This is a genomic window from Bradyrhizobium sp. ma5 (assembly GCF_042258955.1).
Lineage (GTDB): Bacteria > Pseudomonadota > Alphaproteobacteria > Rhizobiales > Xanthobacteraceae > Bradyrhizobium.
The window spans coordinates 3,947,723-3,962,681 of the sequence record NZ_CP170156.1; the positions used below are offsets into that span (position 1 = coordinate 3,947,723).

General features: G+C 64.6%; 13 protein-coding genes. 8 read left to right on the top strand and 5 right to left on the bottom strand.

Going from position 1 to position 14,959, the window contains the following annotated elements:
- The first annotated feature begins 157 nt into the window (after positions 1–157).
- Positions 158–1,420, top strand: a complete 1,263-nt coding sequence (locus ACE103_RS17960; protein WP_223972995.1) for an MFS transporter — start codon at positions 158–160, stop codon at positions 1,418–1,420.
- Positions 1,421–1,531: 111 nt separating this feature from the next.
- Here ACE103_RS17960 and ACE103_RS17965 read toward each other — a convergent pair whose 3' ends face one another.
- The gene (locus tag ACE103_RS17965; RefSeq protein ID WP_375780518.1) at positions 1,532–3,811 is read right to left on the bottom strand and encodes an FdhF/YdeP family oxidoreductase; all 2,280 of its coding nucleotides are present in this window, start codon (positions 3,809–3,811) and stop codon (positions 1,532–1,534) included.
- Positions 3,812–4,098: 287 nt separating this feature from the next.
- On the bottom strand, positions 4,099–4,869 hold the full coding sequence (locus ACE103_RS17970) for an enoyl-CoA hydratase (RefSeq protein WP_375780519.1): 771 nt from the start codon (positions 4,867–4,869) through the stop codon (positions 4,099–4,101).
- Between the two features lie 134 nt (positions 4,870–5,003).
- Here ACE103_RS17970 and ACE103_RS17975 point away from each other — a divergent pair, with 134 nt between their 5' ends.
- Complete coding sequence (locus ACE103_RS17975; RefSeq protein ID WP_375780520.1) at positions 5,004–5,543, top strand: PaaI family thioesterase; 540 nt, start codon at positions 5,004–5,006, stop codon at positions 5,541–5,543.
- 60 nt (positions 5,544–5,603) lie between these two features.
- Complete coding sequence (locus ACE103_RS17980; RefSeq protein ID WP_375780521.1) at positions 5,604–6,212, top strand: TetR/AcrR family transcriptional regulator; 609 nt, start codon at positions 5,604–5,606, stop codon at positions 6,210–6,212.
- A 152-nt stretch (positions 6,213–6,364) separates the two neighbouring features.
- Here ACE103_RS17980 and ACE103_RS17985 read toward each other — a convergent pair whose 3' ends face one another.
- Entirely contained in the window at positions 6,365–6,877 is a 513-nt protein-coding gene (locus tag ACE103_RS17985; protein ID WP_375780522.1) for a ParB N-terminal domain-containing protein, read from the bottom strand.
- A gap of 196 nt (positions 6,878–7,073) precedes the next feature.
- Positions 7,074–8,633 (bottom strand): winged helix-turn-helix domain-containing tetratricopeptide repeat protein, encoded by a 1,560-nt coding sequence (locus ACE103_RS17990; RefSeq protein WP_375780523.1) that lies wholly within the window; start codon positions 8,631–8,633, stop codon positions 7,074–7,076.
- Positions 8,634–8,803: 170 nt separating this feature from the next.
- On the opposite strand from ACE103_RS17990, the gene ACE103_RS17995 reads away from it, so the two are divergent.
- A complete protein-coding gene (locus ACE103_RS17995; RefSeq protein ID WP_375780524.1) occupies positions 8,804–9,043 on the top strand; it encodes a DUF1127 domain-containing protein in 240 nt (79 codons plus the stop codon).
- A 15-nt stretch (positions 9,044–9,058) separates the two neighbouring features.
- Here ACE103_RS17995 and ACE103_RS18000 read toward each other — a convergent pair whose 3' ends face one another.
- On the bottom strand, positions 9,059–9,973 hold the full coding sequence (locus ACE103_RS18000; protein WP_375780525.1) for a LysR family transcriptional regulator: 915 nt from the start codon (positions 9,971–9,973) through the stop codon (positions 9,059–9,061).
- A gap of 120 nt (positions 9,974–10,093) precedes the next feature.
- Here ACE103_RS18000 and ACE103_RS18005 point away from each other — a divergent pair, with 120 nt between their 5' ends.
- The 4 genes from ACE103_RS18005 (at position 10,094) to mmsB (ending at position 14,851) form a co-directional block, all read left to right on the top strand.
- Positions 10,094–11,590 (top strand): CoA-acylating methylmalonate-semialdehyde dehydrogenase, encoded by a 1,497-nt coding sequence (locus ACE103_RS18005; RefSeq protein ID WP_375780526.1) that lies wholly within the window; start codon positions 10,094–10,096, stop codon positions 11,588–11,590.
- Positions 11,591–11,713: 123 nt separating this feature from the next.
- Complete coding sequence (locus ACE103_RS18010) at positions 11,714–12,859, top strand: isobutyryl-CoA dehydrogenase (protein ID WP_375780527.1); 1,146 nt, start codon at positions 11,714–11,716, stop codon at positions 12,857–12,859.
- Positions 12,856–13,938, top strand: coding sequence for an enoyl-CoA hydratase/isomerase family protein (locus ACE103_RS18015; protein ID WP_375780528.1), 1,083 nt, complete (start codon positions 12,856–12,858; stop codon positions 13,936–13,938). Before ACE103_RS18010 ends, ACE103_RS18015 begins: the two co-directional genes overlap by 4 nt.
- A gap of 25 nt (positions 13,939–13,963) precedes the next feature.
- On the top strand, positions 13,964–14,851 hold the full coding sequence (gene mmsB, locus ACE103_RS18020) for a 3-hydroxyisobutyrate dehydrogenase (protein WP_375780529.1): 888 nt from the start codon (positions 13,964–13,966) through the stop codon (positions 14,849–14,851).
- The last annotated feature ends 108 nt before the right edge of the window (positions 14,852–14,959 follow it).

The window sequence follows — 14,959 nt, forward strand, 5'->3', positions numbered from 1 at the left end:
ATGCGGCGGCTTCGATTGACACCGGCAGGCTCGGCGCTACGCTTCCGGAACAGGATGTTTTCCCAAGAGAATCAACGGCCGGGATCTAAATCCAGATTCAAGACCCAGAAGAACCAAGAAAAAGGGCAGGACACGCCGTGACACGCGTCATCGCGTCTTGAGCGGGACCACGCGGACTTCCGCGCTCGCGCCATTTCGCATCCGCAGCTATCGCTTTCAATGGCCGTCCGACCTGCTCACCTCCTGGGCGTTCGAGGTCGAGACGCTGGTGCTCGGCTGGTACATCATGGTCGAGACCGGCTCGGTGCTGCTGCTGACCGTGATGGCTTCGTTGCAATATGTCGGAACGCTGGTCGCGCCGGTCGTCGGCATGATCGGCGACCGCATGGGGCACCGCGATCTGCTCGCCGTGATGCGCTTTGCCTATACCGCGCTCGCCGGCACCATCATGATTCTGGCGCTGACCGGCCATCTGGCGCCGCTGAACGTCATGGTCATCGTCGCGCTGATGGGCGTGATCCGTCCGTCGGATCTCGGCGTGCGCGGCGCGCTGCTCGCCGACATCATGCCGCCGGCGCAACTGGTGGGTGCCATCAGCCTGGCGCGCACGACGCAGGATAGCGCACGCATCGCCGGCGCACTGACCGGAGCCGGATTGTTCGCGGCGCTCGGCATCGGCTACGTCTATGTCGGGATCGCCAGCTTCTATTTCGTTGCCGCGATCCTGATGCTCTGCATGGGCCGTCCGGCGCAAGTGCACGGCGCGGTCGACGAGGTGGCCGGTGACGCGCCGGGCTCAAAACTGCTCCGCGACCTCAAGGAGGGCATCGTCTACGCCTGGAGCGGCCCCGGTATGCGCGCCGCGCTCTGCGTCGCGTTCCTCGCCAATCTCACCGCGTTCCCGCTCACCAACGGCCTACTGCCTTTCGTCGCGCGCGACATCTTCCATACCGACCAGACCGGGCTCGGCTATCTCTCCGCGAGTTTTGCATTCGGCTCGCTGATCGGTTCGATCACGCTCAGCCTGGCCGGCGGCGTGCGCATCGCGCGGCTGCTGATCGGCGCGACGCTCGCCTGGTACGCGATGCTGTTAGTGTTCGTCGAGCTCAGGACCATGCCGGTGGCGATGGCCTGCCTGGTGCTGGCCGGGATCGCGCAGAGCATGTCGATGATCTCGGCCGCCGTGATGCTGATGCGCAACGCCAGCGCGCATCTGCGCGGCCGGGTGATGGGCGTGCGCATGATGGTGATCTACGGCCTGCCGCTCGGCCTGCTCGCAGCCGGCAGCCTGATCGACCTGATCGGCTACACCGCAACCGGCACGCTGCTCGCCGCTGCTGGCTTCATCGCGATGCTGGCGATCGCGCTGCACTGGCGCGCCGATCTGTGGCCGGTGCACGCGCCGGCGAACGCGAGGTGAAGGGCTGCGCTGTCACGTAGCCCGGATGAAGCGAAGCGCAACCCGGGAAATCCTATCCGCGCATCACGGGTCCCCGGATTTCGCTTCGCTTCATCCGGGCTACGAAGGCCGCTACGCCGCCTGAGCCGCTCGCCGAATATGCACCGGCACCGACTTGTACGACGGCGTGCCGCTTTCCTTGTCCTGATAGTCGAGCGGCACGAGGCCGTTCGCTTCCGGATAGTAGGCGGCGACCGAGCCGCGGGCGATGTCGTAGACGATCGCGGTCAGGGTGAGGCGGCGCGGCGCGCCCGACGGCAGCGCGGTCTCGATCTCGACGAGATCGCCATGGGCGAGGCCGCGCGCGGTGAGGTCTGCCTCGTTGGCGAACAGCACGTCGCGCCGCCCGAACACGCCGCGATAGCGGTCGTTCAGCCCATAGATCGTGGTGTTGTACTGATCGTGGCTGCGGATGGTGGCGAGCTTGAGGATGGTTTCATCGGTCAGCACCGGATCCTCTTCGAGACCGTCGAAGATCAGGAATTCGGCCTTGCCCGACGGCGTGGTCCATTTGCGCTCGGTCGGCGGCAGCGGCAGGCGGAAGCCGCCGGGAATCCGGATCCGCGCGTTGTAATCCTTGAAGTCGGGGAAGACGCCCTCGATGGCGTCGCGGATGCGGTCGTAATCGGCGATCAACTCAAGCCACGGCACTTTGCTTGCCGGCAAGGTCGCCATCGCCATGCCAGCAATGATCGCCGATTCCGAAAGCAGGTTCTCGGAGGCCGGGGTGAGCTTGCCGCGCGAGGCGTGCACCATCGACATCGAATCCTCGACGGTGACGACCTGGGGCCCTGAGGCCTGGATGTCGCGCTCGGTGCGCCCCAAGACCGGCAGGATGATCGACTGCTTGCCGACCAAGAGATGCGAGCGGTTGAGCTTGGTGCCGAGATGGACCGCGAGCTCGAGCTTGCGCATGCCGGCTGCGCAACGCTCGGGATCGGGTAAGGCGATGGCAAAATTGCCGCCGAGGCAGATCAGGATTTTCGACCGGCCATCGTCGATCGCCTCCATCGCGGCGACCGCGTCATGGCCGTGATGGCGCGGCGGCTTGAAGCCGAAGGTGCGCTCGATGCCCTCGAACATCGGGATGTTGGGCTTCTCGGTGATGCCGACGGTGCGGTTGCCCTGCACGTTGGAGTGGCCGCGCAGCGGGCAGATGCCGGCGCCCGCCTTGCCGTAATTGCCCTTCAGCAGCAGCAGGTTTGCGATCTGCTGGACATTGTCGGTGCCGCGGCTGTGCTGGGTGATGCCCATGCCGTAGGTGACGATGGTGGCATTGGACTTTGCATAGGCGGCGGCGACTTCGCCGAGCTGCACGCGTGTGAAACCGGAGACGGTCTCGATCGCCTCCCACGGCGTGGCGCGCAGGTCGGCGGCGAACGCGGCAAAGCCGTTGGTGTGCTCGGCGATGAAGGCATGATCGAGCACGTCGTGTGTGGCGTCATCCTTCTCGATCAGCGCTTTCATGACGCCTTTCAGCACTGCGGCATCGGCGCCGACCTTGGGCTGGTAATAGGTCGAGGCGATCCGCGTCGAGCCAAGGGTCGCCATCTCGATCGGGTCTTGCGGATCGGCAAAGCGCTCCAGCGCGCGCTCGCGCAAGGGGTTGAACACGATGATCGGCACGCCGCGGCGCGAGACCTCCCACAACGTGCCCATCATGCGCGGATGGTTGGTGCCGGGGTTGTGGCCCATCGCGATGATCAGCTCGCAATGGTCGAAATCGTCCAGCGACACCGTGCCCTTACCGATGCCGATCGATTGCGGCAGCCCGACGCTGGTCGCCTCGTGGCACATGTTCGAGCAGTCAGGGAAATTGTTGCTGCCGTATTCGCGCGCGAAGATCTGGAACAGGAACGCGGCCTCGTTCGAGGCGCGGCCGGAGGTGTAGAACTCGGCCATGTCAGGATCAGGCAGGCCGCGCAGGCTCTCGCCGATCCGCGCGAAGGCGTTGTCCCATGTGATCGGCTGGTAGGTGTCGGACGCCTCGTCATAGGCGAGGGGCTCGGTCAGCCGGCCCTCGTTCTCCAGGTGAAAGTCGCTCCAGGTCAGCAGTTCGGTGACGGTGTGGTCGGCAAAGAACTGAGGCGTGACGCGCTTGCTGGTCGCTTCCCAGGTCACGGCTTTGGCGCCGTTCTCGCAGAACTGGAAGGTCGAGGTGTGCTCCTTGTCCGGCCAGGCGCAGCCCGGACAATCGAATCCGTCCGGCTTGTTGGTGCGCAGCAGGGTGATCGGCGCCTCGACCAGATCCATCTGGTCGCGAACCGCTGTCGCGGTCGCCTTGAGGGCGCCCCAGCCGCCGGCTGGAGCATTGTAGGGTCGGATGCCGGGAACGTCGCGCTTTTGGACCATGTGTCCTCCTGCAGCTCTTGAGTTCTGACCTCGTGCGTCTGTCCCGAAAGTGATTGTTTGTTGGCCGCGAGCGCGGCGATCCGCGAGAGAGTGTTCCGATCGACGTTCTCGATCTGAAGCACTCGTCTCGCGATGGAGGCTAGACTAATCGGCTGACGCCTGCGGTCAACACTCTGTCAGGTTGGTCTCGTAGCCCGGATGAGCGAAGCGATATCCGGGGCTGTTTGATCTGCGGATGACACGTCCCGGATTTCGCTGCGCTCCGTCCGGGCTACAAAGTGTCACTATTACCGCTTGCGATCCAAAAATCCCTGCAGCAGTCGTTGCGGCTCGCCGGTCTGGAAGGATTTTCCGAACACGCCGACGCTGAGGTTGACCGACTCGGTCAGCGGCAGCTCTTCCCATTGCCGCAGCAAATCCTTCTGGATGCGCAGTGCTTCGGGGCCGCATTCCAGCAGCGCCTTGACGGTGTGCTCGACGGCCTCATCGAGGCCGCCGGGTTTTGCCACCGTGTCGACCAGGCCCCAGGCGAGCGCGGTGGCGGCGTCGATGTTCTCCGCGGTCATCATCAGCCAGCGGGCGCGGCCCCAGCCGATCAGGCGGGGCAACAGAGCGGCATGGATCACCGAGGGGATGCCGACGCGCACCTCGGGCATGCCGAACATCGCATCATGCGCCGCGACCCGGACGTCGCAGGCGGCCGCGACCTCAAGGCCGCCGCCGAGGCACCAGCCAGGCAGGCGGGCGATGACGGGCGCCGGGAATTTGCGCACCGCCTCGCAGAGATCGCGCAGGCGGCTGATGAACGCTTCGGCCGACGCCTGGTCGAGCGTCGCCATCTCCTTGATATCGGCGCCGCCGATCATGCTGCGCTCGCTTTCGCCTGCCAGGATCACGGCGCGGATGGTCCGATCAGCGGCCAGGTGCTCAAAGCCTTCGCGCACGCCGTTGGTCACGGCCGAACTGACGATGTTCAGCTTGCCGGCGTTGGAGATCGTGAGGCGGACGACGCCTCTGCTGTCGCGGTCGATGCCGCAGTGGGGATTGAGCATGTCCATGGAAAATGTCCCGGCGCAGGAATTGATGGCGCCATGTCCCGGACAAAGCACGCCTCTGTCAAGGTACCGGTCCGGTGGTTGCGCGGCACGGCGCGGATCTATAGAATTATATTCATCATATAAGTGGAGCCGTCATGACCGCCGCCGAGACCACCGACCTGCATTCGCCCGATCTGACGCGCTCGCGCGTGGTGGAATGGCAGGCGCCTGGGCCGGTCGCCAGGGCGGCGATGCCGATGTCCGGCATCGCGGCGATGCGCGCGATCCGCGACGGCCACCTGCCGCCGCCGCCGATGGCAAAACTGATCGGCTTCCGCATGGCTGTTGTCGACGAGGGGCGGATCGTGATGGAACTCGAGCCGCATGAGAGCCTGGAGAACACCATCGGTCTCTTGCACGGCGCCACTGCCGCCGCGCTGCTCGATACCGCGATGGGCTGTGCGATCTCGACCCTGCTGCCGGCCGGGCAGACCTCGGTGACATTAGACCTCAAGCTGACCTATCTGCGCCCGCTCTCCGCGCGTTCGGGAACCATTTCGGCCGAGGGCAAGGTGATCAAGCTCGGCCGCCAGACCAGCTACACCGAGGGCTTCGTCCGCGACGGCAAGGGCAATCTTGCGGTGCACGCGACTGCGACATTTTCCATGCTCGGCGGGGAACCAAAAGCGAAATAACTGCAGCATTCCGGGCGCAAATCTGTTATTGTATGATTAGAAACATTCCATGAGAGCGGCATGCGCTATTCGAAAGAACACAAGCAGGAGACCCACGCGCGGATCGTGAAGAAGGCTGCGACGCGGCTGCGCGAGAAGGGCGCCCACGGCATCGGCGTCGCCGACCTGATGAAGGACGCCGGCCTGACCCATGGCGGCTTCTACGCGCATTTCGACTCGCGCGAGGCGCTGGTGATCGAGGCTTTCAACTACGCCATGGACCGCGCCAACGAGCGCTGGCGCAAGGTCACGGCGGAGGTGCCGCCGGAGAAGCGGCTTGCGACCATCGTCGACGGCTACCTGTCGGCGGTCCATCGCGACGATCCCGGGCAGGGCTGCGCGGTGCCGGCGCTCGGCGCCGAGATCGCCCGCGAAAGCCTGAAGACCCGCAAGGCCTTTGCGCTCAAGCTTGACCAGATGATCGATATGATTACCGACCAGATCCAGGACATGCCGCGCAAGACCGCGCGCAAGCAGGCGATGGCCACGCTCGCGACCATGCTGGGCACCATCGTGATGTCGCGGATCGCGGGCAGTGGCGAGATGTCCGACGAGATTCTGAGCGCGGGCCGCGAGGCGGTGCTCGGCCGGGCGGCGGTGACGAAGAAGCCGCGTGCCAGAGCGAATTAGCGGAGCTCCTGCGACGAGGCGCCGGATCTCCCGGTTCGGTTTTCGTCGGCAACGAAGCCATGAGGCACCCTTTGGAAGGCCTCAGCCCTGCGAGGCTTCCGGAGTGATGGCTCGGCGCATGCTCCTTCCGACCTTGATGGCCGGGGCGGTCATCAATAACGACCACCATCGCGCTTTTGTTGTGTGAGCCATTCCGACAGCGTCCTCGTTTTTGATGGTGGCTCGCCCGAGGACCCTCGTCTGATGCTCGTTCCGGAGCGAGCCGACCGAAGCTTGGCTGACTCAGTTTCCACGATCGCGTCTGCGGAAGCGGACGATCTCTCGGCCGCTTCTCTCTCGAGGCGCAGCTTCTTCAATCGCGCCATTTTGTCCCGCTCGGCTTCTGTCTCAGCTCCGTCGGACAACAGCGTCTTGTGGTGGGCCGTCTCTGCCGAACCCCGGACTCCGATGACGGTTGTCTCGCCAAGCGCCTTGCAGGCCTCGAGCCGATGTAACCCCTCGAGCAAAACGAGGCGGCCCTCATCAGGCCGAACGAGAATGGGGACTTGTTGCCCAACTTCCAGAATACTCGCCGCGATTTCTTGAACGAGCTCAGGCCTGAGGGTTTTCCGTTTCTTAACGGGCACGTAAATCTGATCGATTGGAAGACTTTCCGGGTCGGGCACAGTGTTTCTCCCCACTCAGGATCCGTCCAAAATGCGGTTTAAGGATGAAGCGCCAGACTGCCAAGGGATTTCTCAAGCTGAGCTCGAGGGCCAGCGCCAGTCAGGTCACCCCGGCCAACGGTGCGCGCTCGGCTTCCACGGTCTCGTAGATGCAGTTCGCCACGGCGCTGCTACGGGGCGGGGCGCGAACCGGCGGTCAGTCCGGAAGCCCCGCTTCGCGAAGGCCCTTGGCAAAAAGCACAAGATGCTCTGCCCGGCGGAATGGGGTCAGATCTCCCAGATTGGAGATGCGCAAATCGGGATTGCGCTCGCGTGCGCGCGCGATGCCTTGCCGTGCCGGCTCGAGGCGTCCGGTGAGCGCGTTGCAGGCCGCGAACATGCAGATTGCCAGCAGGAAATCCGGATTGTCGCGCAACGCTTTTTCGGCCGATGACAGAGCCATGTCGTAACGGCCCGAGAGAAAGTGAGCATAGGACACGGCTGCGTGCATTGTGTGCATCGCCGGATCGAGCGGGCTCAGGCGCATGGCGCGCGCAGCGTAGTCAAGTGCGAGGTCGGGCTCGCCTGCAAAAGCTCTCACCCAGGCACCAAGATTCCAGGCTTGCGCCAGGTTCGGATTGATCGCCAGTCCGCGATCGACGAATGCGATGGCATCGTCGAACTCATGGGCGATAAAGGCGAGCACGTAAGCACCCATGCACATCGCTGCCGGGTCATCTGCTCCCAGATGCACTGCTTTCCGGCCGAGCCGCGTAGCTTCGGCAGATTCCTCGACAGGATCGATCATCCAGCGGCGTGCCTTGCGTTGGATGTAGCACCACCCGGCCATGCCATAGGCGCACGCCAGACCGGGGTCGAGCTCGATCGCCTTGCGAAAGAGCAGGAGCGCTTCGTTGTTGGTTTCTCTGGTCCATCGACGAACGCGCGCCAGCCCACGCAGGTAATAGTCGTATGCATCCAGATTCTCGGTGGGCTTGCGCCTGGCCCGCTTGATTTCCTCGCGCTGCAGCATGGGCGCGATTGCGCCGACGACGGTCGAGGTCACCCGGTCCTGCAGATCGAAGACATCTTCGAGCGCACCATCAAAGCGGTCAGCCCAGAGATGTGCGCCGGTCTCGGCATCGATGAGCTGGCCGGCGATACGAATGCGATTTCCGGCCTTGCGCACGCTCCCTTCGAGGACATAGCGCACCGCGAGTTCGCGGCCGACCTGTTTGACGTCCACGGACCGGCCCTTGTAGGTGAAACTCGAATTGCGCGCGATCACGAGCAGCCAGCGAAACCGCGACAATGCCATCGTGATGTCCTCCACGATGCCGTCGGCGAAGTACTCCTGCTCCGGGTCGGCACTGAGGTTCTGGAACGGCAGCACGGCAATGGATGGCTTGTCGGGAAGCTTGGGGAGCGCCTGCGGTGGTTCGGCCGGGGCGCCGGCCGTCGCCGCGTGCTCCTCGCGGACCGCACCGACGAACCGGAAGCCTCTGCGCGGCAGGGTCTTGATGAGGCGCTGCTCATCGCCGGAATCGCCGATTGCGCTGCGCGCGGCGTTGAGGCGCGTGGTCAGGGCTGCGTCCGACACGCTGCGTCCATTCCAGATGGCGTCGATGACGTTGTCCTTGCTGACGACGCGCTCCCGGTTGCGGATCAGGAAGTCGAGCAGGTCGAATACCTGTGGCGCGACGGCAACCATGTCCGTTCCGCGATGCAACTCGCGGCGGCCCGTGTCGAGTGCGTACTCCTCGAAGAGATAGCGCAAGCTGCGAATCCCTTGGGTGTGCCTCCAACGATCGTCGTGAGGCGCCTTGGCACCGCTTGGAGTGCCAAGAATAAGCCGCTGGTGAGGAAAATGTAAGCAGCGTGTCAAGCGCGCGCGTTCATGCCGCGGCACCTTGTCTGGGTGGATGAACGTATCCTGGAGGTGCTGCAATGAGCACGATCTACGGTCCAACGAGTTCAGCCCAGGCGGTCGCATCGACGCCGCGGATCTTCAGTGCTTTCAAGGGCTTTTGGGATGCAGTTCAGGAATGGCGCAAATCGGAGCGGCTTCGTTCCGATCTCGGCAGCCTGAGTGATCGGGAGCTAATGGACATCGGGATCTCGCGTGGTGAGGTCGACTATGTAGCATCGAACCGGGATACGGACCCGCGAGGCATTCGATCCGTCTGACGATGTCGGTGAGCCCTACGCCCCGTTGAACAGCGCACGCTCGGCTTCCACCGTCTCGTAGATGTAATCCGCCACCGCGCGGATGCGGGCGAGGTCCTTGCTGTCGGCATGCATCAATAGCCAGAAGGTGCGGGAGATCCGCACCTCGTCGCGCAGCACCGGCTGCAACTCGGGATGGGCTGATGCCATGAAGTGCGGCAGCACGGCGATGCCGAAGCCGGCGATGGTGGCGTTGAGCTGCGCGATCAGGTTGGCGCTGCGGAATTTGGCCGAAATCTTCGGCGAGACCAGCGGCAGATAGTCCAGTTCCGGCGTGAACAGCAGCTCCTCGATGTAGCCGACGAACCGGTGCTTCGGCAGGTCGGCACGCGCGGCGATCTTTGGCGCCTGTGCGAGATAGCCGGGTGCGGCATAAAGCCCGAGCGTGTAGTCGAGCAGCTTGCGGCCGACGATGCGGCCTTCCTTCGGCATGGTCAGGCTGATTGCGATGTCGGCCTCGCGCTTGGAGAGCGAGAACAGCCGCGCGGTGGCGACGAGCTGAAGATCTAGATCGGGATACCGCTCGGTGAACTTGACCAGCCGCGAGGCCAAAAAGTGGCTACCGAAGCCGTCCGGCGCGCCGATCCGCACCGTGCCGGTGAGATGCGCGCGCGAGCCGCCGACTGCCTCCTGGTTGGCGACGATGGTCGATTCCATCGCCTCGGCGCTGTCGGAGACACGCTGGCCGGCCTCGGTCAGCAGATAGCCGGTCTTGCGGCGATCAAACAGTTTTGCGGAGAGGTGGCCTTCCAGCCGGTCGACACGCCGGATCACTGTGGCATGATCGACGCCGAGCTGCTTGGCGGCAGCCGATACCGACCCGCCGCGCACGATGGCAAGCACGAAACGGAAGTCGTCCCAGTCGATCGTGTCGCCGCCTTGATCCTGCATTTCCGCACATCTATGGTGCAATTTATCGGACTTGAATCCTATAAAATGCAGGGTCATTAGGGTTTGTAAAGCGATCTTGCCGCGAGGAGCGGCGATTCACGTCTTCAAGGGAGGATATTCATGCGCTCGATCGGACATTTCATCGGTGGCAAGGAGGTCAAGGGCACCTCGGGCCGTACGGCTGACGTCTTCGAGCCGATGACCGGCGACGTCCAGGCCAAGGTGGCGCTGGCCTCCAAGGCCGAAGTTCGCGCCGCGGTGGAGAACGCCCGCGCCGCGCAGCCCGAATGGGCCGCCACCAACCCGCAGCGCCGCGCCCGCGTCATGATGAAATTCGTCGAGCTGGTGCAGCGCGACTATGACAAGCTCGCCGAGATTTTGGCGCGCGAGCATGGCAAGACCGTTCCCGACGCCAAGGGTGACATTCAGCGCGGCCTCGAAGTCGCCGAGTTCGCCTGCGGCATCCCGCATCTGATGAAGGGCGAGTACACCGAAGGCGCCGGCCCCGGCATCGACATCTATTCGATGCGGCAGCCGCTCGGCGTGGTCGCCGGCATCACGCCGTTCAACTTCCCGGCGATGATCCCGATGTGGAAGTTCGCGCCCGCGATCGCCTGCGGCAACGCCTTCATCCTCAAGCCGTCGGAACGCGATCCGGGTGTGCCGATGGCGCTGGCCGAGCTGATGATCGAAGCGGGCCTGCCGGCCGGCATTCTCAACGTCGTCAACGGCGACAAGGAAGCGGTCGACGCCATCCTCGACGATCCCGACGTCAAGGCGATCGGCTTCGTCGGCTCGACCCCGATCGCGCAGTACATCTACGAGCGAGCCGCGCAGACCGGCAAGCGCTGCCAGTGCTTCGGTGGCGCCAAGAACCACGCCATCATCATGCCCGATGCCGACATGGACCAGGCGGTCGACGCGCTGATCGGTGCCGGCTATGGCTCGGCCGGCGAGCGCTGCATGGCGGTGTCGGTTGCGGTGCCCGTCGGCAAGACCACGGCCGACCGGCTGATGGAAAAGCTGATCCCGCGCGTCGAGTCGCTCAAGATCGGCACCTCGGTCGATCCGTCGGCCGATTACGGTCCGCTGGTGACCCGCGAGGCGGTCGAGAAGGTCAAGAGCTACATCGACATCGGCGTCAAGGAAGGCGCGACGCTCGCGGTCGACGGCCGCGGCTTCAAGATGCAGGGTTACGAGAACGGCTTCTATCTCGGCGGTTCGCTGTTCGACAACGTCACCAAGGACATGCGGATCTACAAGGAAGAGATCTTCGGCCCGGTGCTCTCGGTGGTGCGCGCCAAGGACTATCACGAGGCGCTGGCGCTGCCGTCCGACCACGACTACGGCAACGGCGTTGCGATCTTCACCCGTGACGGCGACGCGGCGCGCGACTTCGCGGCCAAGGTCAATGTCGGCATGGTCGGCGTCAACGTGCCGATCCCGGTGCCGATCGCTTACTACACCTTCGGCGGCTGGAAGAAGTCCGGCTTCGGCGATCTCAACCAGCACGGTCCGGACTCGGTCCGCTTCTACACCAAGACCAAGACGGTGACCTCGCGTTGGCCGTCCGGCGTCAAGGACGGCGCGGAGTTCTCGATCCCGACGATGAAGTGATTTCCGGGAACGTCATTGCGAGCGCAGCGAAGCAATCCATCTATCCCCCGTGGAAGAATGGATTGCTTCGTCGCTTCGCTCCTCGCAATGACGATGGGGTAACCTTCAGGGCTAGGCGGCGAGATGCAGTTCGCTCTCAACGAGGACCAGATCGCGGTACGCGACATGGCGCGGGCGTTTGCGGCGGAGAAGATCGCGCCGCATGCGCTCGAATGGGACGAGAAGAAGCACTTTCCGGTCGACGTGATGCGCGAGGCCGCTGGCCTCGGCATCGGCGGCATCTATATCAAGGACGATGTCGGCGGCTCGGCGATGACGCGCTTCGACGCGGCGCTGATCTTCGAGGCCTTGGCGACGGGCTGTCCGACCACGTCCGCCTTTATCTCGATCCACAACATGGCGTCCTGGATGATCGATGCCTATGGTAACGACACGCAGCGCCACAAATGGCTGCCGAAGCTCTGCACCATGGAGCTGCTCGCGAGCTATTGCCTGACCGAGCCGGGCGCAGGTTCCGATGCCGCTGCGCTGTGCACCCGTGCGGTGCGTGATGGCGACCATTACGTGCTCAACGGCCAGAAGCAGTTCATCTCAGGTGCCGGCAGCACTGACCTCCTGGTGGCGATGGTGCGCACCGGCGGCGATGGCCCCGGCGGCGTCTCGACGATCGTGATCGACGGCAAGACGCCGGGCGTTTCGTTCGGCGCCAACGAGCGCAAGATGGGCTGGAACGCGCAGCCGACCCGCGCGGTGGTGTTCGAGAACGCGCGCGTGCCGGTCGAAAACCGGCTTGGCGAGGAGGGCATCGGCTTCAAGATCGCGATGGCCGGCCTCGACGGCGGCCGTCTCAACATCGCGGCGTGCTCGCTCGGCGGCGCGCAGGCGGCGCTCGACAAGGCGCTGGCCTACATGAAGGACCGCAAGGCCTTCGGCAAGCGGCTCGACGAGTTCCAGGCGCTGCAATTCAAGATCGCCGACATGGCAACCGAGCTGGAAGCCGCACGCACCTTCCTGTGGCGCGCAGCCGCTGCGCTCGACCGCAAGGATCCGGACGCGTCGATGCTCTGCGCGATGGCCAAGCGGTTCGGCACCGATGTCGGCTTCGAGGTCGCCAACCAGGCGCTGCAGCTGCATGGCGGCTACGGCTATCTCAGCGAATACGGCGTCGAGAAGATCGTGCGCGACCTGCGTGTGCACCAGATCCTCGAAGGCACCAATGAAATCATGCGGCTGATCGTGTCGCGTAAATTGATCGAGGGCGCGCGATGAATGATGCGGCCGTTGCCGAAGGCGACCTGATCGCGCGCAAGGAGGGCTCGGCCGGCATCATCCGGCTCAACCGGCCGAAGGCGATCAATGCCGTGACGCTGGAGATGTTCCACGACATCGACAAGGCGCTCGACGCGTTTGAAGCCGATCCTGATGTCGCGGTCATCGTGCTTGAAGGCGCCGGCGAGCGCGGCCTGTGCGCCGGCGGCGATATCCGCGCGCTCTGGGAGAGCTCGAAGGTCAAGGGCGACCTCGGCAAGATCCTGTGGCGCGACGAGTACATCCTCAACGCGCGGATCAAGCATTTCCCGAAGCCTTACGTCGCCTTCATGGACGGCATCGTGATGGGCGGCGGCGTCGGCCTGTCGGCGCACAGCCGACACCGCGTGGTGACCGAGCGGACCAAGCTCGCGATGCCTGAAGTCGGGCTCGGCTTCTTCCCCGACGTCGGCGGCACCTATCTGCTGTCGCGTTCGCCGGGCGAGATCGGTACCTATTTTGGCCTCACCGGCACCACCATGAACGGCCCCGATGCGATCTACGCCAAATTCGCCGACGCGGTGGTACCGAGCGCTAAGCTGCCGGCGCTGCGCGAGGCGCTGACCAAGATTGCTCCGGGCACGACGTCCACCGAAATCGACCGGCTGATTGCAAGTTTTGCCACCGGCGAGAAATCAGGCCCCGTCGCCGCGATGCAGGCCGGGATCGACGGCTGGTTCGGGCGCGAACGGATGGAAGACATCGTTGATGCACTGAAAGCCGATGGCTCTGACCTGGCGCAGGCCACGCTGAAGACGCTCAGTGAGAAGTCACCGCGCGGCATGGTGGTGACGCTGAAGCTGCTGCGGCTGGCGCGCGCCACCGCGACGCTGGAAGAGTGCCTGGTGCGCGAATATCGCGCGGCGCTCGAGGTGTTCGCCAGCGACGATTTCCGCGAGGGCGTGCGCGCCGCCGTGATCGACAAGGACCGCAATCCGAAGTGGTCGCCGCCCAATATCGAGGACGTGACGGCGGAGATGCTGGTGCCTTACTTCGCCGAAATCGGTGCCGATGAACTGAAATTTCCTGACAGCAAATAGAAACGTCGCAAGCGGAGGACTTCCCATGGCAAACGTCGCATTCATCGGGCTCGGCAATATGGGCGGGCCGATGGCGGCCAATCTGGTCAAGGCCGGCCACAAGGTGACCGCGTTCGATCTGGTCGCGGCATCCCGCGATCAGGCCAAGAGCGATGGCGCCGCGATCGCCGAGAGCGGCGTTGGCGCGGTGAAGGGCGCCGATGTCGTGATCACCATGCTGCCGGCCGGCAAGCATGTGCTCGGCGTCTGGAACGAGGTGCTCCCGGCGATGGGCAAGGGCGCGTTGATCATCGACTGCTCGACCATCGACGTCGAAAGCGCCAAGCAGGCCCATGCGCTCGCCGCCAAGCACGGCATGGCCTCGGTCGATGCGCCGGTGTCCGGCGGCACCGGCGGCGCCAAGGGCGCGACGCTAACCTTCATGTGCGGCGGCGAGGCGAAGGCGTTCGCCGCGGCGCAGCCGATGTTGGCCAACATGGGCAAGAAGATCGTGCATTGCGGCGCCGGCGGCGCAGGGCAGGCGGCCAAGATCTGCAACAACATGATATTGGGCATTTCGATGATCGCGGTCGGCGAGGCCTTCGTGCTCGCCGAAAAGCTCGGCCTGTCGCATCAGGCGCTGTTCGACGTCGCCTCGACCTCGTCGGGGCAGTGCTGGTCGCTGACAACCTATTGCCCGGTTCCAGGTCCAGTGCCGACCTCGCCGGCCAACAACGATTACAAGCCGGGTTTCGCCTCCAACCTGATGGTGAAGGACCTGACGCTGGCGCAGGACGCCGCCCATGCCGCCGGCGCCGTGACGCCGCTCGGCAAGCACGCGCAGGAACTCTATAAGGCCTTCGACGCGTCGGGCCATGGCGGGGTCGACTTTTCTGGAATTATCCAGCACGTTAGAGGACTTGCAGGGAAATAAGGCCGTCATCCTGAGGTGCGAGCGCTTGCGAGCCTCGAAGGATGATGGTCGACCGCTTGTGGCCATCCTTCGAGACGCCGCGCCTCGCGCGGCTCCTCAGGATGACGG

Excerpts from the sequence above, each read along its gene's own strand:
- ACE103_RS18005 (WP_375780526.1), top strand. The coding sequence starts at position 10,094 with ATGCGCTCGATCGGACATTTCATCGGTGGCAAGGAGGTCAAGGGCACC.
- ACE103_RS17995 (WP_375780524.1), top strand. The coding sequence starts at position 8,804 with ATGAGCACGATCTACGGTCCAACGAGTTCAGCCCAGGCGGTCGCATCG.
- ACE103_RS17975 (WP_375780520.1), top strand. The coding sequence starts at position 5,004 with ATGACCGCCGCCGAGACCACCGACCTGCATTCGCCCGATCTGACGCGC.
- ACE103_RS18015 (WP_375780528.1), top strand. The coding sequence starts at position 12,856 with ATGAATGATGCGGCCGTTGCCGAAGGCGACCTGATCGCGCGCAAGGAG.
- ACE103_RS18010 (WP_375780527.1), top strand. The coding sequence starts at position 11,714 with ATGCAGTTCGCTCTCAACGAGGACCAGATCGCGGTACGCGACATGGCG.
- ACE103_RS18000 (WP_375780525.1), bottom strand. The coding sequence starts at position 9,973 with ATGCAGGATCAAGGCGGCGACACGATCGACTGGGACGACTTCCGTTTC.
- mmsB (WP_375780529.1), top strand. The coding sequence starts at position 13,964 with ATGGCAAACGTCGCATTCATCGGGCTCGGCAATATGGGCGGGCCGATG.
- ACE103_RS17970 (WP_375780519.1), bottom strand. The coding sequence starts at position 4,869 with ATGGACATGCTCAATCCCCACTGCGGCATCGACCGCGACAGCAGAGGC.
- ACE103_RS17965 (WP_375780518.1), bottom strand. The coding sequence starts at position 3,811 with ATGGTCCAAAAGCGCGACGTTCCCGGCATCCGACCCTACAATGCTCCA.
- ACE103_RS17980 (WP_375780521.1), top strand. The coding sequence starts at position 5,604 with ATGCGCTATTCGAAAGAACACAAGCAGGAGACCCACGCGCGGATCGTG.